General features: G+C 33.0%; 26 protein-coding genes. 12 read left to right on the top strand and 14 right to left on the bottom strand.

What is annotated here, in order from left to right; translation table 11 throughout:
• Positions 1–45: 45 nt before the first annotated feature.
• A complete protein-coding gene (trm5b, locus tag F555_RS0105935; RefSeq protein WP_018154306.1) occupies positions 46–1131 on the top strand; it encodes a tRNA (guanine(37)-N1)-methyltransferase Trm5b in 1086 nt (361 codons plus the stop codon).
• 46 nt (positions 1132–1177) lie between these two features.
• On the opposite strand, the gene F555_RS0105930 is transcribed toward trm5b, so the two are convergent.
• Together F555_RS0105930 and F555_RS0105925 are read right to left on the bottom strand one after the other, a co-directional pair.
• Positions 1178–2629 (bottom strand): replication factor C large subunit, encoded by a 1452-nt coding sequence (locus F555_RS0105930; protein WP_018154305.1) that lies wholly within the window; start codon positions 2627–2629, stop codon positions 1178–1180.
• A 116-nt stretch (positions 2630–2745) separates the two neighbouring features.
• On the bottom strand, positions 2746–3375 hold the full coding sequence (locus F555_RS0105925) for a DUF447 domain-containing protein (RefSeq protein WP_018154304.1): 630 nt from the start codon (positions 3373–3375) through the stop codon (positions 2746–2748).
• A gap of 354 nt (positions 3376–3729) precedes the next feature.
• Here F555_RS0105925 and F555_RS0105920 point away from each other — a divergent pair, with 354 nt between their 5' ends.
• The 3 genes from F555_RS0105920 (at position 3730) to ilvD (ending at position 7500) form a co-directional block, all read left to right on the top strand.
• Positions 3730–4587, top strand: coding sequence for a shikimate kinase (locus F555_RS0105920; protein ID WP_018154303.1), 858 nt, complete (start codon positions 3730–3732; stop codon positions 4585–4587).
• A gap of 102 nt (positions 4588–4689) precedes the next feature.
• Entirely contained in the window at positions 4690–5379 is a 690-nt protein-coding gene (cobI, locus tag F555_RS0105915) for a precorrin-2 C(20)-methyltransferase (protein ID WP_018154302.1), read from the top strand.
• Between the two features lie 468 nt (positions 5380–5847).
• Positions 5848–7500 carry a dihydroxy-acid dehydratase gene (gene ilvD / locus F555_RS0105910; protein ID WP_018154301.1) on the top strand — a complete coding sequence of 551 codons (1653 nt, stop codon included), beginning with the start codon at positions 5848–5850 and terminating at the stop codon, positions 7498–7500.
• Positions 7501–8195: 695 nt separating this feature from the next.
• Here ilvD and fbp read toward each other — a convergent pair.
• The 7 genes from fbp to F555_RS0105870 form a co-directional block, all read right to left on the bottom strand.
• Positions 8196–9341 carry a fructose-1,6-bisphosphate aldolase/phosphatase gene (gene fbp / locus F555_RS0105900; RefSeq protein WP_018154299.1) on the bottom strand — a complete coding sequence of 382 codons (1146 nt, stop codon included), beginning with the start codon at positions 9339–9341 and terminating at the stop codon, positions 8196–8198.
• Between the two features lie 159 nt (positions 9342–9500).
• Entirely contained in the window at positions 9501–9947 is a 447-nt protein-coding gene (locus tag F555_RS0105895) for a methanogenesis marker 5 protein (RefSeq protein WP_018154298.1), read from the bottom strand.
• Between the two features lie 52 nt (positions 9948–9999).
• On the bottom strand, positions 10000–10389 hold the full coding sequence (locus tag F555_RS0105890) for a DUF2111 domain-containing protein (RefSeq protein ID WP_018154297.1): 390 nt from the start codon (positions 10387–10389) through the stop codon (positions 10000–10002).
• 80 nt (positions 10390–10469) lie between these two features.
• The gene (taw3, locus tag F555_RS0105885) at positions 10470–11060 is read right to left on the bottom strand and encodes a tRNA(Phe) 7-((3-amino-3-carboxypropyl)-4-demethylwyosine(37)-N(4))-methyltransferase Taw3 (RefSeq protein ID WP_018154296.1); all 591 of its coding nucleotides are present in this window, start codon (positions 11058–11060) and stop codon (positions 10470–10472) included.
• Between the two features lie 484 nt (positions 11061–11544).
• On the bottom strand, positions 11545–11889 hold the full coding sequence (locus F555_RS0105880; protein ID WP_018154295.1) for a DsrE/DsrF/TusD sulfur relay family protein: 345 nt from the start codon (positions 11887–11889) through the stop codon (positions 11545–11547).
• Between the two features lie 18 nt (positions 11890–11907).
• Entirely contained in the window at positions 11908–12120 is a 213-nt protein-coding gene (locus F555_RS0105875) for a sulfurtransferase TusA family protein (RefSeq protein WP_018154294.1), read from the bottom strand.
• Between the two features lie 170 nt (positions 12121–12290).
• Positions 12291–12974: an SWIM zinc finger family protein gene (locus F555_RS0105870; RefSeq protein ID WP_018154293.1), complete on the bottom strand. Its 684-nt coding sequence runs from the start codon at positions 12972–12974 to the stop codon at positions 12291–12293.
• A gap of 138 nt (positions 12975–13112) precedes the next feature.
• Here F555_RS0105870 and F555_RS0105865 point away from each other — a divergent pair, with 138 nt between their 5' ends.
• The 4 genes from F555_RS0105865 (at position 13113) to F555_RS0105850 (ending at position 16897) form a co-directional block, all read left to right on the top strand.
• Positions 13113–14846 (top strand): 2-oxoacid:acceptor oxidoreductase subunit alpha, encoded by a 1734-nt coding sequence (locus F555_RS0105865; protein WP_018154292.1) that lies wholly within the window; start codon positions 13113–13115, stop codon positions 14844–14846.
• A 3-nt stretch (positions 14847–14849) separates the two neighbouring features.
• The gene (locus tag F555_RS0105860) at positions 14850–15719 is read left to right on the top strand and encodes a thiamine pyrophosphate-dependent enzyme (protein ID WP_018154291.1); all 870 of its coding nucleotides are present in this window, start codon (positions 14850–14852) and stop codon (positions 15717–15719) included.
• Between the two features lie 146 nt (positions 15720–15865).
• A complete protein-coding gene (locus F555_RS0105855; protein WP_018154290.1) occupies positions 15866–16651 on the top strand; it encodes an N-glycosylase/DNA lyase in 786 nt (261 codons plus the stop codon).
• A gap of 81 nt (positions 16652–16732) precedes the next feature.
• A complete protein-coding gene (locus F555_RS0105850) occupies positions 16733–16897 on the top strand; it encodes a rubredoxin (RefSeq protein ID WP_018154289.1) in 165 nt (54 codons plus the stop codon).
• A 35-nt stretch (positions 16898–16932) separates the two neighbouring features.
• Here the strand turns inward: F555_RS0105850 and hypA are convergent, their stop codons facing one another.
• The 3 genes from hypA to F555_RS0105835 all read right to left on the bottom strand — a co-directional run bounded on the left by hypA (position 16933) and on the right by F555_RS0105835 (position 18546).
• Positions 16933–17328, bottom strand: a complete 396-nt coding sequence (gene hypA / locus F555_RS0105845) for a hydrogenase maturation nickel metallochaperone HypA (protein WP_018154288.1) — start codon at positions 17326–17328, stop codon at positions 16933–16935.
• Between the two features lie 9 nt (positions 17329–17337).
• Complete coding sequence (locus F555_RS0105840) at positions 17338–17784, bottom strand: RNA-binding domain-containing protein (RefSeq protein WP_018154287.1); 447 nt, start codon at positions 17782–17784, stop codon at positions 17338–17340.
• A 177-nt stretch (positions 17785–17961) separates the two neighbouring features.
• Entirely contained in the window at positions 17962–18546 is a 585-nt protein-coding gene (locus F555_RS0105835; protein ID WP_018154286.1) for a 50S ribosomal protein L15e, read from the bottom strand.
• Between the two features lie 324 nt (positions 18547–18870).
• On the opposite strand from F555_RS0105835, the gene F555_RS0105830 reads away from it, so the two are divergent.
• Together F555_RS0105830 and F555_RS0105825 are read left to right on the top strand one after the other, a co-directional pair.
• Entirely contained in the window at positions 18871–19296 is a 426-nt protein-coding gene (locus tag F555_RS0105830) for a translation initiation factor IF-2 subunit beta (RefSeq protein WP_040682809.1), read from the top strand.
• A 256-nt stretch (positions 19297–19552) separates the two neighbouring features.
• The gene (locus F555_RS0105825; RefSeq protein ID WP_018154284.1) at positions 19553–20653 is read left to right on the top strand and encodes a 60S ribosomal export protein NMD3; all 1101 of its coding nucleotides are present in this window, start codon (positions 19553–19555) and stop codon (positions 20651–20653) included.
• A 5-nt stretch (positions 20654–20658) separates the two neighbouring features.
• Here F555_RS0105825 and F555_RS0105820 read toward each other — a convergent pair whose 3' ends face one another.
• Positions 20659–21570 (bottom strand): homoserine kinase, encoded by a 912-nt coding sequence (locus F555_RS0105820; protein WP_018154283.1) that lies wholly within the window; start codon positions 21568–21570, stop codon positions 20659–20661.
• 278 nt (positions 21571–21848) lie between these two features.
• On the opposite strand from F555_RS0105820, the gene F555_RS0105815 reads away from it, so the two are divergent.
• Positions 21849–22775 (top strand): beta/alpha barrel domain-containing protein, encoded by a 927-nt coding sequence (locus F555_RS0105815; RefSeq protein ID WP_018154282.1) that lies wholly within the window; start codon positions 21849–21851, stop codon positions 22773–22775.
• A gap of 68 nt (positions 22776–22843) precedes the next feature.
• Positions 22844–23023: a hypothetical protein gene (locus F555_RS0105810; protein ID WP_018154281.1), complete on the top strand. Its 180-nt coding sequence runs from the start codon at positions 22844–22846 to the stop codon at positions 23021–23023.
• A gap of 15 nt (positions 23024–23038) precedes the next feature.
• On the opposite strand, the gene F555_RS0105805 is transcribed toward F555_RS0105810, so the two are convergent.
• A complete protein-coding gene (locus tag F555_RS0105805; RefSeq protein WP_018154280.1) occupies positions 23039–24385 on the bottom strand; it encodes an AIR synthase-related protein in 1347 nt (448 codons plus the stop codon).
• Positions 24386–24485 lie beyond the last annotated feature (100 nt).

Genomic DNA, 24485 nt, shown 5'->3' with positions numbered 1-24485 from the left:
GCTTAAAATTGTACATCACCATATATTTGCTCAAAGGTGAGATTCTTGGTAGTCTGTGTTAAGGTACCTGTTGAAAATGGGGAAAAAACTAGGAAAGTTCTTCTGGAAAATAACATACTTGATAAAAGCTACAGAATAAAAAAGGAAGGGAATTATTTGTATATACCCCTAAATTCAGCAGGTTTAAAATTACGAAAATCAGAGATTTTCGAATCCAGTAGGTTACGAAAACCTTCGGTTTTCGAATCCAGTTGGGATTCTGGAATAGACGATTTAGGACTTGAGATAGTTGAATTAAATGAAGATGAGCTAGAAAAAGTTGAAAGAAAAAAATCAGAGAGTTTTAAGGATTACCTGTTAAAAAATTTCGAAAAAGAAATTGAAGAAGGGATTATTGCCCATTCCTATGATGTAGTTGGAGATATTGCAATCCTCCAAATATCTGATGAAATGGATTTAGAAACACGAAAAGAAATTGGAAAAGCTGCCCTAAAACTAATACCTTCGGTAAAAACTGTTTTTAGGAGAAAAAGTGAGATACTAGGAGATTTTAGAGTTAGAGAATTGGAACATTTAGCTGGAGAATATAAAACATTGACATTGTACAAAGAAAACGGATATAGACTTTGGGTGGATGTTGAAAAGGTTTATTTCTCCCCAAGACTTGGATGGGAAAGAAAAAGGATTATGGATAAGGTAAATTATGACGATATAGTTGTGGATATGTTCTGCGGTGTTGGACCATACTCCATAGCCTGTAAAAATGCAAAAAAGATATATTCAATCGATATAAATCCTGATGCAATAGAGCTCCTGAAGAAGAACATCGAATTAAACCATCTTGAAAACAAAATTGTCCCAATATTGGAAGATGTTAGAAAAGTTGATGTCAAAGGAAACAGAGTTATAATGAATTTACCTAAGTATGCCCATGAATTTGTTGATAAGGCATTGGATATTGTGGAAGAAAATGGAGTAATCCACTACTACACCATCGGAAAAGACTTTGAAGATGCAGAAAAACTATTTGGTTCAAAATGTGAATTTGAAATTCTGGAAAAGAGAATTGTAAAATCTTATTCGCCTAGGGAATATGTTCTTGCCATAGATTTTAAAATATTAAAAAAATAAATAACTTTGATAAATAAACCTTTTTTAAAAATTATTTAAAATAGTATTAAAAGAAAGCATCCAAAGTTACCTGTTTAGCTTTCTCTTCTTTTTTATCTGTTTTCTTTTTATCTTTATTATTTTTACCATCTTTATCTACCGGAGTTTTTTCTTTGCTCTCTTTTTTCAATTCTAGAGCTTCTGGTTTCTCTGTAATTGGTGCTTCTGTTTTACGTTTACTTTTACTTTTTTCTTTTTCTTTTTTCTCGTCTTTTAGGGTCCTATTTATCACTTCAAATATCTTCTTTGTTGTTTTTTTATCGGTTATGACTTCTACCTCATCTTTTGTAAATCCGTAGAACTTCACGAGCTCAGCTCCGAGCTCAGTGTTGTTTTCAAATATGGCTTTTAAGAATATCAAATCCTCTCTAGCTCTTTTAGTTGATGAATGGGTTTTTATTCCTATTTTACTTAGAATTTTTTTCATCCGTTCTCTTTGAGACTTTGTTTTGGATAGTTTTGTAAATATCGTTGGACGGGAATAATTTATAAATCCCCTATACTTTTCCTCCTTTGATAGTGCCACACCTGCAGTCATGAGAGCTGAAGCAAACCTCCAAAGCCCAAAATACTGTCTTTTATAAACTCTGCCTAAATATAGATCTGCCTTTGAAAGGTAGTCAAATCCTTCTACTAAATCCTTCTGTTTTTTATACTCCCTTGGTAAATTCTCTGAAATCCATTCTTCAATAGTATTCAAATCTTCTTTAACATCGTTTAATGACGACACTGCAATATCATAATGGGTTGTTTTAAGTATTATCCTGATTGCATCAAAAATACTCCTTTCACTGTTTCTGTCAGGGAGATCCTTAACTTCTTCAATATCTAATTTATTTCCTAGTGCTAACGACTCTAAGTCATTTATCGCAGCTCTTAAATCACCGCCAGCATGTTTGGCAATAATTTTTAATATCTTGTCATCGACACTGAAACCTTCTTTTAATGCTATTCTTCTCAATACGGGAACTATCGAGTTTGTATGAACAGGATTTATTTTTATTACCTTACATACGTTTCTTAAAGACATCAAGGTTGGTTTGTATATATCATTTGCAGTTAAGATTATAGGATTTTTTGAATTCTTTATTATCTTTACTATCTCACTTACTCCTCCCCTATCCTCGTTTCCAGAAATGCCATCTACTTCATCAAGTATAATTAAAACTCTTCCTCCAGATAGGGATTTTGACATTGCAGCAGTTCCTACAACCTGTTTCATGACGTTGCTGTTTCTTTTATCGCTTGCATTTAATTCAATCACATCAAATCCGTATTCATTAGCTAAAGCATGGGCTAGCGTAGTTTTACCACAACCTGGAGGGCCTACAAGAAGTGCGGGCTTCTGTGTTTCTCCAGATAAATATTCTTCTACCCATTTTTTCAATTCCTCTTTTATTTTTGAATGTCCTGCTACTTCATCTAAAGATTTTGGTCGATATTTTTCAACCCATTCCATTTGTAACCCTCCGTATATGGTCGTTCTGCAATTAGCAAATTACGGCATAATTTAAATTTTAAATTATAGAAGTTTTTAAACAATATATAATTAATTTAGATGATATAATTATGTGCCTACATTCGCAGAACGACCATAATATCCATAAATCTCTTTCCTAATTCAATATGCTTTTTAGATCCTACCTTTTTAATGTTCCTTAGGTATTTTTCCATTTCTTTCTTCATTTCTTCCCTAGTATCATCCGATACAAGATTGAGCCTTGAATATAAAACAGCCATCTCCACAATAAGTCCATCTGCCCTATTGTAAGGTTTTAATTCATTATCATGTTTTAATACCTTTTCAAATACAGGGGTGCCATCTACGATCATCATTTTTGAAGAACCGTATTCATTTTTTGTTTCAATGAATTTCCTATTGTTTATCCTCACCAAGATTATTTTATACGAGTCCTTAAGGTAACAAAATCTTTTACTAACGTTCTTATTATCATTGTTATTACCATTGTCATTATTGTTATTATCGTCATATTCCAAGTATTCATAGTTTCCGTTATCATCTAAAACAGATTCTGCCACCAAATAAGGCTCGCAGATATTTAAAATATAAAAATCATCTTCTTTTAAGTTTTGATAAGTGTGGGACCCTTCATAGAGATGTAAAGTTATTTTATTGTCACTCATAAAAGCCCCAATTGGTGCCCTATTTCCTTTACCTGATGTTACTACAATTTCAAACTTCATGAAGATCACTAATACAGCATATTATACATAATTGTGCATAATTTTAAGTAAAATCGTCGTTCCACATATATATTGTAAAACACATTTCTAAAATTTATATAATTGCATTAATTTTATTGAATTTATAGAAATCCTGCAGTTATTATATTTATTATTAATGCAAACCACATATATAGTCGTTCTGCAAATTCAGGCACTAAATATAGCATAAGAAATTCTAAAATTTAACTATAATACTTAAAAATTCTACTAAAATTAATAGAATTAATGTAAATTATAATAAGCATAATAGTTGTATAAATTGCAGAACGACTATAAGTTAGGATTATATATTGATTTTGTTATGGTGACATTATGAAATGTTCTGCAGTTTCAATGGGTTCTGGTACAATAATTAATGCAATAGCTACTGGAAAAGGCTCTGCATTTGGTATTAACTTAAAAGTTAAGGCCACAGTAGAGCTCTTTGATGATGAAAAAAATGAAATTATAGGAGAGATAGCCGATCGTCCAAATGTGAGGGCAAACTTAATAGAACGATGTGTGAAGAATGTTTTAGACCATTTTGATTTAAAATATTCTGCAAAGGTTGTTACAGAAACCGAAATCCCAATAAAATCCGGCCTAAGTAGTAGTAGTGCCACATCAAATGCAACTGTTCTGGCCACAATTGGAGCATTGGGCGAAAAGATAGATGATAATTTAGTACTTGATTTAGCAATAAAATCATCATTTGATGAAGGGTTAACGATTACTGGAGCATACGATGATGCAACGGCTTCATACTATGGTGGTATAACAATAACCGATAATATGGAAAGAAAAATATTAAAAAAAGATAGATTTAAAGACGATTTAGATGTTTTAGTCCTGATCCCTGACCTAAAGAAAAATGTAAACGTGGAGAGGATGAAACTTCTGAAAGACTATGTTGAAGTTGCGTTTAAAGAATGTTTAAATGGAAATTATTATAATGCACTATTTTTAAATGGGATACTTTATGCATCAGCTTTAAATTTCCCAACAGATATATCAATAGAAGCCATAGAAAATGGTGCAGTTACCTGCGGGTTATCGGGAACTGGTCCATCGTATATAGCTCTAAGTTACAAAGAAAATACCGATGGTGTTAAAAAAGTCCTTGAAAAATACGGAGATGTTATTGTAACACAGTTAAACAATTCTGGAGCAAAAATATTGGAGCAGTTCTAATTTTCAATATGCATGCTTATTATACATTCTTTGTCTAATTTATCTATTTATTTATTATTCAATTATTATCTATTTATTTTTAAGTTGCGTTTTGGTGAAAACATGGTAAATAAGGTCTATGGTATTGGCGTTGGTCCAGGCGATAAGGAATTATTAACTTTAAAAGCCGTTAAAATACTTGAAAAAGTAAATACAATATTTGTACCGATATCTAAAAAAGATAAAAGTTCTTTTGCCTACGAAATAATAAAGGAGCTCATACTCTGTGAAGATAAAAAAATAGTTGAACTACTTTTTCCGATGAGTAAAGACCGAGAATTTCTAAAAAAATACTGGGAAGAAGCTTCTGAAGCTATAATGAATGAAGAAGGAGAGGTAGCAGTTATTACAATTGGTGACCCTACACTTTATAGTACCTTTTCCTATGTCTGGAGTATTTTAAAGGAAAACAATATAGAAACAGAAATTGTAAATGGAATATCCTCCCCATTTGCAGGTGCAGGAAGGTTAAACATTCCATTAGTTGAGGGGGATGAAAAAATAGCCATACTACCGCAGGGTAGGGACTTAGAAAAATACTTGGATGAGTTCGATACCCTTGTGGTAATGAAAACTAACGATTTAGAAGATAAACTAAAGAGTTTAAAGGATAAAGAATGCGACTATCTCATAGGAGTAGTTAATAGAGTTACCTGCGAGAATGAAAAATTTATGCTGGGGAAAATAAATGAAATTGATTTTAGCCAATTTAAGGATTACCTGTCATTGGCAATAATAAAAAAATTAAAATAAATCTAAAACGAGGTTTTAATATGAGTTGTAACTGTGGAAACGGATCTAATACATGTGGTTGTAAAAAAACCGAAGATATTGCATGTGAAGCTAGTTCTTTGAACTGCAATCATAAAAAATGCAAACACGAGACTATCACTGAACAAAAATCTTGCGGTTGTTGTTCAAGAAAAATTTAGTTGTGTTATAATCGTTTGCGGAATTGACGTCAATTATCAACATAATAAATTTAAAGTATAATAGTAGTTCATGAGTAATATTAAATAAAGCATATTCATGCTTTTAATTTCTTGAAGTTATACTCAAATAACGCAAATGATTAAGATTATAATGTCTCCAATTTACTACTGTGTTTGAGAAAGGCTTTTTAATCCTTAATTAAATAATTATAAGTTAGGTAGTTACTACCAATATATACAATCTTTTCATATCTTACTTTAATATTTTTTAATCATAAAGGTGAATCAAATGATAAGTGATAATCTAAAAAAAGGAGTAAACAGATCGCCAAATAGAAGTTTATTAAAAGCTTGCGGATATACTGACGAAGAAATAGAAAGGCCGTTTATAGGTGTTGTAAACAGCTTTACAGAAGTAGTTCCCGGACATGTACATTTAAATACAATTTCCGAAGCCGTTAAAAAAGGAGTCTATGCCAACGGTGGAACCGCCTTTGAATTTAACACAATGGCAATATGTGACGGTATAGCAATGGGGCATGAGGGAATGAGATACTCCCTTCCATCAAGAGAAATTATAGCCGATACCGTTGAAAGTATGGCTAAGGCCCATGGATTTGATGGTTTAGTTTTAATACCTTCATGTGATAAGATAGTCCCTGGAATGATAATGGGAGCTCTGAGGTTAAACATTCCATTCATAGTTGTAACTGGGGGACCAATGTTACCTGGAGAGAGACAGGGAGAATGTTACGACCTTATAAGTGTATTTGAAGGAGTTGGAGAATACCAAGTTGGAAAGATAACTGAAGAAGAACTTAGAGAAATAGAAGACTGTGCTTGTCCAGGTGCAGGGAGCTGCGCAGGTTTATTCACTGCAAACAGTATGGCATGTTTAACCGAAGCTCTCGGACTTTCACTTCCAATGTGTGCAACAACTCCAGCAGTAGATGCAGGAAAGGTAAGGATTGCAAAAAAGAGCGGGATGAAGATAGTTGATTTAGTAAAAGAAAATATCAAACCAACAGACATTTTAACAAAAGAGTCATTTGAAAATGCCATATTAGTTGATTTAGCATTGGGAGGTTCAACAAACACAACATTACACATACCAGCTATTGCAAATGAGATAGAGAACAAATTTATAACGTTGGATGATTTTGACAGGTTAAGTGACGAAGTGCCACATATAGCATCGCTTAGACCTGGTGGAGAACACTTTATGATAGATCTACACAATGCTGGAGGAATTCCCGCAGTATTGAAGGTTTTAAAGGATAAAATCAGAGATGCAAAAACTGTAAGCGGAAAAACAACAAAGGAAATAATTGAAAGTGTAAAATACATCAACCACGATATTATAAGAACTGTCGATAAACCAGTTCATGAGACAGCGGGCCTAAGAATTTTAAAAGGAAATCTTGCACCAAATGGAAGTGTTGTTAAAATAGGTGCAGTAAATCCAAAGATGTACAAACATGAAGGTCCTGCAAGAGTGTTTAACTCTGAAGAAGATGCCATAAAGGCAATACTTGGTGGAGAAATTAAAGAAGGAGACGTTGTTATAATAAGATACGAAGGGCCTGCAGGAGGTCCAGGAATGAGAGAAATGTTGTCCCCAACTTCTGCAATATGTGGTATGGGATTAGATGACAGTGTAGCCCTTATTACCGATGGTAGATTCAGTGGTGGAAGTAGAGGTCCTTGTATAGGTCACGTTTCTCCAGAGGCTATGGCTGGAGGACCCATTGCAATAGTCGAAGATGGAGATATAATATCCATCGACATGATAGGTAAAAAATTAGATGTAAAATTGAGTGATGAAGAAATAAAAGAAAGACTTTCAAAATGGAAAAAACCAGAACCTAAGGTTAAAAAAGGATACATAGCAAGATATTCAAGATTAGTTACTTCTGCTGACGAAGGAGCAGTTTTAAAATAATAACCTAAATATTCTTCTATATTTTTTGGATCCAACCTAATCATTCAATAAAATTGAATGATTCCCACAACACTTTGTGTTTGTAGGGTTTCTAAAGGTTGGAGGAGCAGTTTTAAAACAATTCTGCAAGTTTTTATTTTTTGATTATTTTATTGTAGAGGATCAAGATCGAAAATTTTATATAGGAAAAGACCTACCAAAATAATAGAGAGACTCGGAATAACATTTCCTATATTACTCTTTTCATCACTTGTGGCTATCAATTCGTACCATATGGGACGAATATCGGAATTATATATATCATGAGCCATATAGTAGCACATAATTAAAATATACCCAATATGAAGAAAATACTAAAATTAAAGTTATATAAAACGGGGGATAGCATGAGCAAGTACGATGAAGAATGGGTAAAATTATTTAGTATTATATTATTTGTAATTGCTTTAGTGATAATCTAAGCCCAACAAAAGGGATTATGCAGATTTAAATTTCCATACATCTCAGAAGATAAGGTATATCTCATGCTTATGGATAGAGAATTTAGAGGGGTCTTTTTTTATAAACAGAACAATAGCGGTGCTTAAAAAGAATTTCTAATTATAACAAATATTAACAAAAAAATAAATATTTGAGGGCATAGTCATTCCTAATGAAATTTAGGAATTTACTATCGCCTCACCAAACAACTGCAATTACTCCATATCTCCCCTATCCCTTACACAATCCAATTTTTTAGGTTCATCTAAGCTTACGAATTTATCTTTTAATTTTTCCATGATTTTAGGTACTGAGGAGTATTCCATCATTGATTCTGGTAATCTATTTGGTTGGAATGGCCCCATGCTTCTTATCATGTCAGCCATGTCCAAAGCCTTTTGTCTTGCGTTATCGAATCCTTTATCCGCAAATAAGTCGTTAGGTCCTACTAATCTTCCTTTTGATAGCTGGAATCCTAATGCCATAACTCTTGGAGGTCCGTCAAATCTTGATGGTAGTGCATCGTCTTCCCCTACAGGCATTAATGGTCCCCAGTGGCATCCTCTCATCCACCCTGGAACAAAGTGTGGGTTTGCGAATGCTTCCAAGAGCTCACCAACTGCCGGGAATCCACTCTGAGCTCTTACAACTGCAACAGGATCGTCTTTACCAACATATTCTCCTGCAATTTTATTTAATTTATCTGAACTTACTACTGCAGCTATTTCATTGTCTTTTCTTCTAAATACTCTTTTTATTGCATATTTTTCTAAGTTTCCGATTAATGCCAATAATGAGTATTGATCTTCTGGCGTATTTAATGAAATCTGTTTATTTTCGTACATATCCAATACATCAAATCTAAATCCACCAGTCATTGAGGAGTCATAGACTAAACCTGCGGTGCTAAATGGATCAGCAAACATCTTGTAAAGTGGAAGACTAAATGCTGTTGGGTCTGTTTTATCACAGCAGAATACAATAATAGGTTCACTTGGTCTTTCAACAAATTCCATTTCAGCGCATCCTGGACCCATACCTTTTACGTTTCCTGAAAAACATTCAGCAAGTAAATCCTGACCAGCACCATATAGTTTAAGTTCCTTTGCAACTTCAGTAGCTTCTTCGAATGCATTCCATGCAAGTCCGTGGATTTTATCATTATCGGTTCCTAAGTTGTGGGTCATGATTAAATCTATGTCGTCACCACATCGTGTAACATAATAATCAATCAACAATTCATCAACTGCATTTTCAAGTACATACTCACAAGTATCCAAAAGTTCATCTGGAGCTACTGTATGGCCACACAATCCTCCAACATCAGCTTTAATAACGCTTACAGTTATTTTTTCTTCCATGAATTCACCCTTTACCTTTTACTTTTTGGACATATATAACTATTTGATATAATATATAAAGTTTAAAGAATATCGTATTTTGTTGTATCTTCCAAAAAAGTGCAATAATAGCTATAATATAAATATGGTATATATTACTAACTTATATATTTAACCTACTTACTCTTCTTCCTCAAGTTCTTTTAAGAATAAAGCTATTTTTTTAACTATTACTTTGGCTTCATCGTCATTTTCAGGGTATTTAACATTCAAAACTGGAATATCTTTTCTTCTTATTAAATATTTTGTTAATTCGTTTGTCCTTTCACACCCTACACAACCAAATCCAATTGGGGCTTTTGTCATAACTACTGCAGCTTCTGCTTCATCAATTAAAGGACCTATTAACGACATTCTTCCCCTTACTCCAGAAGGTACCTCTACCGCCGCATACCTTAGACCCTTTTTAGGATCCTCATCTGTAATGTTTAAGGGCGGGCTGTCGATTTCTGCACTTCTTACTTTATCCCCTATTACGTTATTTATCATTAAAGGTTTGTGACCGAATCTTTCTACCAAATCCGCCAATATCAAACTGTTTGGTGGAAATATAAACACCTTCTTCACTGTATCACCTATAATTTTATTAAGATATTCCAAAGAATTAATTAATACTTATTTATTTTGGAAATACCTCATCAGGCAAAAACTTGGATAACTCTGGCCTTCTTGCAAGTAAAAGAACTTCTTCAAATATTCCTGCAGTAATATCAACCGCCCCAATAGCCCCTAAAACTTCATCGCCATCCTTTATTGGAACTACTATAACAGGGAGTCCAGCATATGGGCCCATTGTTGGAGTTACCCTTAGTATATCTCCCGATTCAATAGCCAATTTTAAAACATAGCCTTCGTAGTTGTCATCGACTACCTTTCCTTTCTCGATCCTTACCCCAGGCTTTTCTTTAGACCTCATGGTTATTGGGATTTTGTTTACGAGCATATGAACGGCATAAGCTATAGGCAATATATCTTTTAACTCCCCTCTTTTTAAATCTTCTTTTAACATTTTTTTCACCTAACTCTATGCATTTAACTCAATAGAACTATTTTCTTTTAAAGTATTTTAATATATTCATCTAGTTCCGTTCAATATTTGTCTTGGAGACTGTCCAATCTTTCATGAAGAACTCTTAGGCGTTTTCTAGCTTCCTTTAGCTTTTTATTTCCAATATCAAGCAAGAATTTTAAGTAATCGTCATTTACAAAAACTTTTCCATCAGCTCCGATGGGAGCATCCACCTTATAGGTAGGAAGTATCTCAACAATAACTCTTCTATCATTTACCGATTTTATAGAAGACGCCTTTAATCCGTTGTGAATTGCCAGTTCAAGTAGTTTTTTAGCTGAATGAATATCTTTGGAAGCTATATGTAGTATAGGGGAGTTCATAACAAAAACCAGATATTCAAAGTCCTCTGATTTCTTATCCAGTGCTTCAAATATCTCATTGTATTCAGCATAATGGTGCCATTTTCCAAGCCATCTGGAGTAAATTTTAGTATTTTTATTTTTTGGGAATTCCATTATTCCGCATCTTCCTATGCAGCTACTTGTGGTGTAGTAATTATTCAATTCATTTATTTTATCCACAATATACATGACCTCTTTATCTACAAGGTTGTTTTCTATAGCATGTTTAAGTTTCTTAAGAGTATTTCTTTTATCGTCCTCAAACATGATTTCACTTTAAATTTTATTTATAGTTGTTCCGAAAATTTAAATAATTTCTTTAAATTTAATTTTAACCATAATTATATTCGAATTAAATTTTTACTTAATTCCTGAAACAACCATGTTTGTCAGCTACCAACGAATAATTGAATAAACTCTTACGAGTTTATAGCCCGCAACAAAGTTACGGAGTCGTTGGCTTCCTGCCGAAGGAATCGTGAAATGAGAACATACTTCAACGGATACTACTGGTCAACAAGGCATATATAATTGTTAATATCATAAAAACAGTAATAGTGTAATTATATTTATATGTAGAACGTACTACAAAGAAAATCCATAAAAAAATAAAAATAGAAAAAATACCTAATATAATATTTATTTAGAATTAACAACGTTATCGCTTTCTTTGAAACTTTTGAAAATTTTCATCAAAATAAGGCATTTCACTTTGCTCAATGCCTTTTAGTGGCTACAATACTATTCTATTTTAGAAATTAACAACGTTATCGCTCTCTTTTACAAAGTTTACCAAATCATGCATTGTTCCAAACTCAACACCATCTATGAGGTCATCGTCACTTAAACCTCTGGCTTTTCCACAAGGTCCGCAGGCTTTTACAACTGCCCCTGCTTCTATACAGTTTTTTAAGTATTCCATATAGTTTGGCACTTCAGCAGGATTTTGACCTTTTTTAGCCACAAAAACCCCATCTTCGATTAAAAATATGTTAACATCGATACCTTCTAAGAGAGAGGTAAGCGCGAATCTTAAACCTGTGTAGGCACTTTCTTTTCCATAAGGTGCAGAAGATAGTATTACAGTAAATTTCAAGTTATCCCTCTTTAATTTTTATTTTTTTATTACAATTTTAAATCCGTTGTCTGTTTCTTCAGCTGATAAAACGGTATGCCCGTGTTCTTCAGCATATCTTTTTAGGTTTTCAAGAGCTGGTTTGTAATCCCCAACTACAACTAATTCCTCCCCTTCAGACATTGAATCTAAAGCTTTTTTTGTTTTCAATACTGGTATTGGGCAAACTGTTCCACTAACATCTAACTCCATCATATCACCCTTTTTTATGGCTACAATGCTATTAATATCCATAATGACCTTTAAACTAGACTTCTAACGGAAATAATGAATAATCCTTAAAATTATATTCTTACAAAGAATATATAAAGATTATTATTTGATATTTAGCATATTTTAATTCAAAAAAATTATCAATAATTCTAATAACCTAGTAGATCATAATATTCATACTCTATAATATAATCCCTAACCATCCAGAGCTCCTGATACTTTTTCGACATAGTAACTAAATCCTTCAAAGTCCCCATGTCTTTCCTACGGAAGACTTCTTCAACAATTAAAAATAGTATCTCTTCAAGGTGTTTTGAATCCTTTAAATAATGTATTACCTGAGGTATTAGCTCGACAAGTTCATTTTCTTTAGAGTTGCTTAAAAACCTGTTTCTTAAAAAAGACATAAATGTAAATATGTTCTTTTTTTCGATCTGAGTAAGTTTTAAAAGATTTACCGCATCATTTAGCAAATTATCTTCTTTACTGATAAACTCTTCCCATAGATTGTACTTTAAAACCAGATTTTCGAGAATTTTAAGAATTTCATCTTTGTCTTTATTTTTCAAATCTTCAAATATTTTGTTCCCATTTACATAATTCTTATTTTTAAATGATTCTAAAAGAGCGTAAGCGTGTTTACAGTTATATTTGTAAGGGCAGGAGCAAAAACCTGAAGAGTCTTCAAGGTTCAAAACTGTATCGTACTCTTCTCCACCTACAACCTTTCCATAAAGTTTTTTATTGTACTCAACGCAGAATTTAACCAGATTTTTACTGTAGTACTCCTTTCCCCTTTCCACTATTTTTTTATCGTATATTTCACTATCCATTTTATCACTGGAGCATGTATTAATTAATTATGCGACATAGAACTTTGATAACTTTTTTATTCAATCGTTTAGATAAGATAATAGTATAAATATTCAAAACTATAGTATATGTGACATATAACAATTGGGAGGGGAATAATGAATTTCAAGAAGGAAGTTTCCATAGTTCTGGGAGGGGCTGCTGGCCAAGGTATCCAAACTATCGAAGAGATATTAACAAGGGTATTGAAGCTCTCAGGATATAATGTTTTTGCTACAAAAGAATACATGTCAAGGGTAAGAGGTGGAATAAATACAACCGAAATTATAGTTTCCTCAGAAAAAGTTAGGGCATTTGTTGATAGAATCGACATATTAATCCCATTTAAAAAAGGAGTTTTAGACCACTTAAAAGAAAGAATATCCGATACAACTGTTGTTTTAGGGGAAAAAGACAATATTGATGAAGATTATCTCGATAATATAAATTTAATAGAGATCTCGCTATCAAATATAAGCCAAAAACTGGGAAATCCAATATACATAAATACAATAGGCTCTGGAATGGTAGTTGGATTGTTTGATGGGGATTTAGAAGTATTTAAGAAATATTTAACTGAAAAATTCTCTTCAAAAGGGGAAGAAATTGTAAAAAAGAACATTGAAGCCGCTGTTGAAGGGTATAATTTGGGAAAAAGCTTATCAGAACAGTTAAGTATTGAAATTGAAAAAACTGAGGATGTTAAAGAAGAAATACTTTTAAGCGGTACAGAAGCTGTCGCACTGGGGTCTGCGATAGGTGGCTGTAATTTTGTTTCTTTTTATCCAATGACACCATCTACTGGGGTAGCAACATTCTTAGCTCAAAAATCTGAAGACCTGGAAATATTGGTTGAGCAGGTTGAAGATGAAATAGCTGCAATAAACATGGCTATAGGTTCATGGTATGCTGGAGGGCGAGGAATGGTAACTACCTCAGGAGGGGGATTTTCTTTAATGTGTGAAGGATTAAGTTTGGCAGGAATGACTGAAAGTCCTGTTGTAGTTTATCTTGCCCAAAGGCCAGGTCCAGCAACAGGTTTGCCAACTAGGACTGCACAAGGGGATTTAGAACTAGCCCTATATTCTGGCCATGGCGAATTCCCAAGAATTATTTATGCGCCCGGAAAAATAGAGGACGCATTTTATGTAAGCCAGCTGGCTTTCAATATGGCAGATAAATACCAAATACCAGTATTTATATTATCCAACGAATATTTTGCAGACACCTATTACAATATACCAGATAGTGAGCTTAAAAGAACAAAAATGGAAAAACATATAGTAGAAACTGAAAAAAACTATAAAAGGTACAAATTAACTGAAAACGGGATTTCTCCAAGAGGTATTCCAAAATACGGTAACGGCGTTGTATCTATAACCGGGAACGAACATAATGAACTTGGAGACATTACCGAAGATAAAGAGCTCAGTGCATTGATGCAAGAAAAAAGAAATAAAAAACTTGAATTAATGAAAAAAGAGGCTTTAAAACCTGAGTTAATAAAATATGGAAATACTACCGATCCTGAGGAAAACGAGAATTATGACTACCTGGTAGTTGGTTGGGGGCCAACTTATTACGCCATTGAAGGAGCTCTTAAAAAACTAGATAGGGATGATTTGGCATTCCTGTACTTTAATCAAGTTTATCCGATTAGTGAAGATTCAATAGATTACTTAAAAAAAGCTAAAAAAATAATATGTATTGAAGAAAACTACAATGCCCAATTTGCCAGATTGTTAAGAAGAGAATTTGGAATTGAAGCAGATGATAAAATTTTAAAGTACAACGGTAGGCCATTTTCAGTGGAAGAGCTCGTTGAAAAACTTAAAGAAGTTTTGGAGGGGTAAGGTATGATTAAACTAGATTCAGTTTTTGAAAGAAGTGATGAAATAGATATCACTTGGTGTCCAGGGTGTGGAAACTTTAGTATTAAAGTAGCTTTGATGAACGCACTTGAAGAACTTGGATTAACTCCAAATGATGTTGCATTAGTTTCTGGAATCGGTCAGGCAGGTAAAATGCCACATTACCTTAAGATTAACAAATTTCATGGACTTCATGGAAGGGCCATACCTATAGCCACGGGAGTTAAAGCATCAAATCCTGAGTTGGTGGTTATTGCCGAAGGTGGAGACGGAGACATGTATGCAGAGGGGGGAAATCACCTAATTCATGGGATAAGAAGAAACCCAAATATTACAGTTTTGATTCACAACAATCAGATATATGGGTTGACTAAAGGACAGGCTTCACCAACAACTTCAATAAATACTAAAACACCAACCCAACCTTGGGGAGTATTTGAAGAACCATTTAATCCAATAGCCATGGCTATCTCATCGAACGCGTCATTCGTAGCAAGAACATTTTCTGGATATATTGAAGAAACTAAAGAAATAATAAAAAAAGCCATAGAGCATAAAGGGTTTTCTGTTGTGGATATATTCCAAAACTGCCCTTCTTTTAACAAAGTAAATACATTTCAATGGTACAAAGAAAATACGTACTTCATGAAAGATCATGATCCTTATGATAGGGAGGAAGCATTTAAAAGGGCGTTGGAGAGTGAACCATATCCTTTGGGAATATTTTACATGTGTGAAAGACCAATATTTGAAGAAAAAATACCTGCTTATAAGTCCAATAAAACTCCATTATGGAAAAGAGAACCAAAATTAGACCGTATAAATGAAATATTGGATTCAAAGAAGAGATCATAAGTGTGGTTGTCCTACAATTAGGTCAAATACTAACTTCGAATTAATTTTTTTAAATATTTTCCCATTAATAACCATATCTGTACAATCATTCGCAGAACGACTACGACTATAACTAACAGAGATTTAAGTTATACTTGTGATAGAATATGGATACTAAAAAAATAGAGGAACTAAAATCAATATTAAAGGAACTTAAAATAGAGTGTGCAAGAAAAATAGAAGAAAAAGTCGATCTACAGTATGCTTCACTTGAAAATCTCCATAGAAACCTTGAAAACGACGAAATATTTATAAAATTGGTTATAATTAACGCATTAGTTAGCTATCAGCTCTCAACTACTGGTGAATCCTGGTGGAACGAATTTTCAGAGTATTGGTCTAATGAGGTAAGAAATACCGCCGATAAATCAACTGATATTTTTGAAAATTACAAGGATTTCATTGTAAATTCAAAGGGCAATAAAAGGCTTTTAGGAGCCAAACTAAAACGGATTGAAAAAATAAAACCGTTTTTAGAAAAACTGACCCTTGAAGACCTAAGGAAATACTATGAAAATATGAGCTCCTTTAGAGATGATCTGGTATCAACTCTAAAAACAAAAAAAGATGCTAAAACTGTAGTATTTGCAGTTAAAATGTTTGGGTATGCATCTAGGATAGTTTTTAACGAGTTTATCCCATATCCTATGGAAATAGAAATTCCAAAAGATAGTAGAATTGAAAAATATACAAAAAGATATACTGAAGAAGATCCAATAAAATTTTGGAATAGAATTGCACTAGAAACTAATATTCCGCCACTTCATATCGATTCCATAATTTGGCCAGTTTTGGGAAAATCTAAGGAAGTTAGGGAGCGTTTAAAAGAATACTTTGAAAATGAGACATTTATTCAAAAATTGAAGCTTATTTTTAAGCTATCGGATATGTAATCCCTTACAAAGAATATAACAGTATAAACGAACATACTATATATACAAATAAAATCAACAAAATATACATAGGTGAATATTATGGCAGTTTGGAAATGCACGATATGTGGATACATTCTTGATGAAGAAAAAGGAGACGAAAATAACGGAATACCTAAGGGAACCAAATTTGAAGACCTTCCAGACGATTGGAAGTGTCCAATATGTGGCGCTACAAAAGATTTATTTGAAAGAATAGAAGACTAATTTAAATATCCCTACAGCTTATTATTTTATAACTATTATTTTTGTACAGTCTCAGTTGGCTCATCAAACTCTATTGTCACATTTTTTATATTGAATTCTTTCCCACCTTTTAACTTCAAATTCATACCTTCGCATTTTGGACATAATGCTTCAATTTCATCTTTTATCTCCAAATTACCTTCATAACCACAATCCCTACATACTATATATGGTTTTATATATTGAACGTTTAATTTAGCCCCATTGCAGATGGTATCTTCTGCTATAACTTCAAAAGCAAATTTAAGCTGTTCAAAATTTATAAGGGTGAGCTCACCAATTTCCAAGTTTATTTCAGAAACTTTTGTAACTTTTCTACCGTTAGCTTCCTGCTGATTTACAGCATCCAATATTGAATTTAGTATCGAAGTAGCATAAGAAAGTTCATGCATAGAATACACCTATTTTTCAAGTTCATTTAACATTATTTCCATTACCTTTTGCTCTTTATTTTTAGGTACATACACTTTAAAGTTTATAACTATTCTTACGGTATCGTCCCCATCCACCAACTTACATTCATTAAGATATGCCTTTTGCTTGTCAAATCTCAAATAGATTTTATTCCTTTCTATTCTCAAATTCATATCTTCTTTTAACTTGTTTATATTTTCTTCTTTACTCTTTAGAAGATTCATTATGTGTTTGAAAACCTGTTTTGACTTTTTCTTCACAGAAATCTTATGTATGTTTATTGGATTTCCAAAATATCCTTCTGTCTCTATTGTTTCCAATTCTAAGTCTTCTTCATCGATTCCTTCAGGTAAAAAATAAGTCATTGCCTCTAAAACTCTATCTTCGTCCTCTGTAGCATGGGCGATTGAGGATATGCTTATACTGTTTATCATGTTATCACTTTAATTTAAAATTAAAATTTAGAATAAAATATTAGAATTATATAAAATCAGTAAAACCATTAATAAAAACTTATTGTTAAATACATTAAATACATTTAAGTCAAAAATACAAAAGTAAATACAAAGTAAATAAAAAAATAATTGAGATTTTATTTATTCAATCCTCAATTATTTAGCTTTTTTACCGTTAGCTCTTACGCTAGGTCTTACTTTTTCAGCACCTTTACCTTTGTTTCTTAATCCTCTTCCTTTTTTACCTGCTGAGGTTAAGCCCCTGAATGCTCTACCTTTGTGTTTACCGGTGCATAACCAGTTGTAGGTAGGATCGTTCTTTATTGATGGGTGGTGAGGGTCTACTAAAATTACTTCATACCATTTTTGTTTACCGTCTTGACCTACCCAGTATGAGTTTAAAACTTCCATGTTTGGATATCTTTTAGCAGCCCTTTCTTCTGCTATTCTTTGGATTGATTTTGCCATTGTTATTTTGTTTATACCTAATGTTGCAGGTTTTTTGGAGTTCTTTGGTCTTGGCTTTCTCAATCCACCTCTTCTTACCTTAACTCTAACAACAATAATTCCTTGTTTTGCTTTGTATCCTAAGCTTCTAGCCCTATCTACTCTTGTTGGTTTTTCAACTCTTACAACAGTAGGTTCCTTTCTCCATGTTTGCATTCTTGACCATAACAACTCTTTAACGTAAGTGTTTTTAGGTACTTTCCATGCATCTCTAACGTATTTGTACATGCTCATTTTATCACTCAATATATTTTTGCTAGGTTACTGTTTATGGATTCGGCATTTTTAGCCACATTTCCTACGGGATTTTTTCCCGTTACTGACTTACTAGATTTATGGACCTAGTCTTCTATTGATGTGTTATAATTAATATATTAACTTAACGGTAATTATATAAACAATGGATTATAATATCAATTCAGTTGTAAGTATATGATGTGCTTTGACAGTTTGGTAAAAATATTAAAAATATTTATATTAATATTTCGTTAAAGTATCTACTCTTTTTTAATTACATTAAATGTAATTATTAGTTATATTTAAATTTAAATCATATATATGGTGATAATAATGGATTACTACAATTATGAAGAACTTTTAAAAAGAGCGAGAAGTCAGCTTCCTGAAGATGTCTTTAAAGATGTTAGGTTTGAAATCCCACCTGCAGAAAGCTTTGTTGAAGGTAGCAGGACGATTGTCAAAAACTTCAGAGATATCGCCAAAATCATTGATAGAGATGTTCAATACTTTGCAAAATACGTAATGAGAGAGTTAGGTACTGCAGGGGATGTTGAAGGTTCAAGATTAATATTACAGGGTAAATTCGGTAACTACTTAATAAAATCAAAAATCCAGGACTTTGTAGATGAATACGTTCTCTGCCATGAATGTGGAAAACCAGATACAAAGATCGTTAAAGAGGGAAGAATACACTTCCTCAAATGTACCGCTTGTGGTGCAATGAAACCTATAAAGTTAATCTAAGAAAATTATATATAGTGTTTTTCTTAGGTTTACGGATGTATATTAATTCATTTGTTTCATTTTCTTACTTTTTTACTGGCAGAGATTTTGATTTGTGATTTAGTCGTTCCGCAATTAGATTAGTCAATATACTTAATTTTAATAGGTGTTATAATATACTTTAAATTCCAATTTGAAGAAACATTCTATGGAACATATTCGCAGAACGACTATTTTATTACTATAGTTTTAATTTACTTCATTTTCGGTGATATAAATGAAAGGATTTTGTTATAGATGTGGTTATGAGGGAGAATTAATAGATGGTCTTTGTAAGGTGTGCTATGCAAATGAAAATCCATTAATTGAAATCCCCGAAGAGATTTATGTTGAAGTTTGCTATATGTGCGGTTCCTATAAAAGAAGAACATGGCAAGATCCCAATGAAAGGGGATTATTTGAAATACTGGATGAAATAGCATATTTCGGAGTAAAGGACAATATTAAAAAAAGAAATAAGAACATAGAAGTCGAAATAATACCTCAAGAACCTAGGCAGCTCCCTGGTGGAAAACGTTCCAGAGTTGAAATTCCTACAGTCGTAATTGCTACTGGAAAACTTGCTGGAGAAGATGATGAAAGATCCGAGGAAAGAAATGTTACAGTTTACCTAAGGATGGCCCAATGTCCAAGATGTGTAAGATCCATCTCAAACTACTATGAGGCCACATTACAGGTAAGGGCTATGAACAGGTTCTTAACAGACGAAGAAAAAGATGAGCTGGATAACTTCGTTAGGGAAGAAGTTGCTAAAAGATTAAAAAAAGATAGAATGTCGTTTGTATCAAAGTTTATAATCCAGAAGGAAGGTTTGGATTATCAGATCGGATCAATGGGCGGTGCAAGAAACATAGCTTCTGCGATAAAATCCAGATACGGCGGTAAAATAACTGAGACCGCAAAACTAGTTGGTGTTGAAAAAGATACTGGAAAAAATCAGTACAGAATAACTATAGCAGTTAGAATCCCAGAGTATAAGATTGGGGATGTTGTAGAATATGAGGGAAATCCTTGTAAAGTACTTTCTATGAACGAAAACAAAATCTATTTATTAAAATTGGATAGAAGGGAAAAAATTTCTTTGAACTGGGCAGATGCTGAAAAAAATACCAAGTTGCTTAAAAGAAAAGACGAATGTGGAAGTGCCACAATAATATCCATAACCCCAGATATGATCATGGCTATGGATGATGAAACTTATGAAGTTTATGAATACGATAAAATTAAATTTGAATTTGAGGATCTAAAAGAAGGGGAAAAATTAAGAATATTCAAAAAAGAAGGTCTAAACTATATTGTGGATATCATAGATAATTAATCCAATTATTCACTTTTTAATACATAAGCTCCAGGACCCATTTTTGTATGATAGACCGGACAGTCCCATGTTTCTTTAAATGCTTTTTTAACATCTAAAACATGTTCTAATTTAGGGAGAGAAATAATCGCAGGTCCTGAACCACTAATTGTTATTCCATACACCCAATCCATAACTTTTTCTTTTACTTCTTCATATCCATCTATTAAAGTGGCCCTACAAGGCTCAACAACACGGTCTTCCATCATATATTTTCCAAATAATTCAAGGTCATCTGTATATAGTGCATGCACCATACCGCATGCTTTTCCAACGTTGTTGACCATGTCCTTCATATCTACCTTTTTCGGAAGAATTTCTCTTGCTTTTTTTGTGTTTACCTGAATGTTTGGTAGGGCTACGAGAATTTCAAATTCTAAAGGTATGTGAAGAACTTCCAAGGGGTCATAATTTGTTACCATTGTAAAGCCACCAAAAATAGCTGGAGCAACGTTGTCAGCGTGTGGAGCTCCTGCAGCTACAGCCTCACCTAGTGAAGCATACTCAACTAACTTCAACTTTGAAAGGTTTAAATTAAAGAGCTCATCTATGGCAACTGAAACTCCCGCACATGATGCGGAGCTGCTGCCTAGACCACTTCCTGGCTTTATACCTTTGTTGATGTGAATATGAATTCCATCTGATATGTTGAAGTCTTCAAGCATCTTTTTAGCTACCACGCCGGCAGTGTTTTTATCTACTTCAGTTGGTATCTCTTCACACTTCTCTCCTTCAACAGATATGGTTATTGTTCCGTCTTCGTCTGTTTTTGTCACTGTAATTATGTCGTAAGGTTTAGAAAGTGCCAATCCAAATACATCATAACCAGGACCTAAATTCGCAGAGGTTCCTGGAGAACATACTGTAACTTTTTTCATACTGTCACCTAAAATTACATCTCTAATCAAAATAAACATGACATAAATATACCACATGTACTATTTTAATACTCTACTATATTTTAATTTCCCTAGCTTTTTTTACCATTTAATGAAACTACCCCGAATTAAATAAAATCTATGTTTTAACTTTAACGACCGATTTATATTGAATAACTACTGATAATTTAGATGACTATATTTATTTAAAAGTTGGCGTATAAAATAAATATGTTATCAGTTGATAAAATAGATAAAACTAAACTGGGGAGGGTAAAATGGAGAATCTCAAGAATATAAGTAAAAAAGATGTTGTAGTACCGCTTGATGTTCCAGAATCTGCAAAAGAGACATACATAAAAAATTATCTTGAAATTACAAAAAACACCGGGAGATTAATGCTTTTTGCGGGAGATCAGAAAATAGAGCATTTAAACGATGATTTTTATGGGGAAGGCATATCAATGGATGATTCAGATCCCGAACATCTATTTAGAATTGCAGATAAGGCAAAAATTGGAGTATTTGCAACTCAGCTCGGATTAATAGCAAGGTACGGTATGGATTACAAAAAAGTACCTTATTTAGTTAAATTAAACTCAAAAACACACCTTGTCAAAACTTCACAAAAAGACCCAATAAGTAGAGCTCTAGTTGATGTAAAAGATGTAGTTGAATTTAAGGAAAATTCTGGACTCAATATATTGGGTGTTGGTTATACGGTTTATCTTGGAAGTGAGTATGAAAGTATCATGTTGTCTGAAGCTTCAAAGATAATATATGAAGCCCATAAAAACGGGTTAATCGCTGTACTTTGGATGTATCCAAGGGGAAAAGCTGTTAAAAATGAAAAGGACCCTCATTTAATAGCAGGTGCTGCAGGAGTTGGAGCCTGTTTAGGTTCAGATTTTGTTAAAGTGAACTATCCTGAAGGTGAAAATCCAGCAGAGGCTTTTAAAGAAGCGGTATTGGCTGCAGGTAGAACAAAAGTCGTTTGTGCAGGTGGAGAAAGCACAGATGTAAGGGTATTTTTACAGAAGCTTTATGACCAGATATATATAAGCGGTGCCGCAGGAAACGCCACAGGTAGAAATATACATCAAAAATCCCTTGATGATGCCGTAAGAATGTGCAATGCAATTTATGCAATTACAATTGAAGGAAAAACCGTTGATGAGGCTTTAAAAATCTATGAAGGCATATAATACATAACGAGAACATAATAGATACCCTAAATAAAAATAAGAAAATAATAACTAAAGAAGTGATTTACATGGACATGGAAATGTTAGTTAATATAATAGATACCCTTGAAAAAAAAGGAGTGGGATTACAGTTATCAGTTGAAGGACAAAAAACAGTTGAAATTACTATAAAAAACAAAAATATAGATATCAATATTGTAGAACCATCAAATATTGGGAAGTTAATAAAAGAATTGAATATTAAATAAAATTATTATATTAAATTAAATTTTCTTTTTTAATAATTTCACAATAAAGTTTTTCTTTTTAATGGCATTATCACAGGCTTCTTTAACTTTTTCTTTCATTATTTCAAAGTCTTCTGGTTTTTGTTCACCAACAACTTTTTTAACTGGTGTATATGCAGCTTCCCTGAACATTGGTATTAATGGAATTTTTTCATTTTTATCTATTAGATAACTTGTATCCCCTTCTTTAACCTCTCCAACAACTTTTGCACCGGTTTTTTTGCTTATTTCATCTGCATACTCTTTTGGGGCGATAATCAAAAGACTATCTACTGAAACTCCCAATGGGTCAATATTCAACTTATTGAGCATATCCAATACTTTAGGGTTGATTAAATCATAAACTTTCTCCTTATCAAATTCCAATGAAACTTTTGCAGTTTTTGAAATCTCGTATGCGTCTCCTCTTAATCCACCGTTTGTAACATCAGTCATTACATGGATGTGTTTTAATAAATCGTATTTTATGAGATTTTTACATGCCTTTAAAAAATCAACGTTCAGGGTTTCGTAGATTACATCAAACATTCCATAGTAAAGTGCGGTAGTTGTTATGGTCCCTCCACCGCTACCTTCAGTCATTAAAATAACGTCTCCTACTTCAGCTCTCTTTCTTGCAGTTGGTCTTCCATCTTCAATTACTCCTATAGCTCCAACTGAGCTCACCATCCTGTCCCCTAAAACCATATCTCCTCCAACTCTTAAAGTACTTCCTGAAACCAAAGGGACTCCAATAGCTTCTGAAACTGCACAAACTCCGCCGGTATAATCAAAAATCTTAGAAACGTCTCCATCGTCTGCTAAATGAATATTACTTATGAGGGCTTTTGCATCAGCTCCCATTACAAAAACATCTCTTAACGCAGCTCGTGTAACATGAAAACCTGCTAAAAAAGGAAAATCACTTAATCTTGAGTGTGTCCCATCAACTGCAACTACAATATATTGGGCGTTTGCTTTTACAACTCCCGCATCATCCTGCTCTCTACTGTCAACTTCTGTTTTTTGTTTTGTACTCTCAATAATTCTTGCTATTTCTCTATGAACAAAAAAGTCTCCTTCTCCCCGACTTCCTACTCCCATTTTGCCCATTGTAACTTCCGACCTTGGGAAATCCAAAATATACTTCAAATCCTTATCCTCAATTTCTTTATATTTTTCCGTTGTTCTTACTTCCTCTAAAACAGCCTTAACAAATCTCTCCGCCCAATCTTCACTAACGCCTTCTTTTATCTCCATTACTTTTTTGAACCCATCTTCAATAATCTTATCTTCAGATGTGTTCTTCCTCAAACATCTCCTTATATAACCCTCTATATCCATTTTTTCACCATAGTATGTAAATAAGCCGAACTTCAGTTTCTCCACAAATTATAAAATTATAAAGTTAAATCTGAGTTTTCATACAATTAACACGTAATCA

The organism is Methanothermococcus thermolithotrophicus DSM 2095 (assembly GCF_000376965.1).
GTDB classification, from domain to species: Archaea; AGJL01; Methanococci; order Methanococcales; family Methanococcaceae; genus Methanothermococcus; species Methanothermococcus thermolithotrophicus.
The sequence above is the reverse complement of the archived record's forward strand: the minus strand, read 5'-3'. Positions and strand labels throughout refer to the sequence as shown.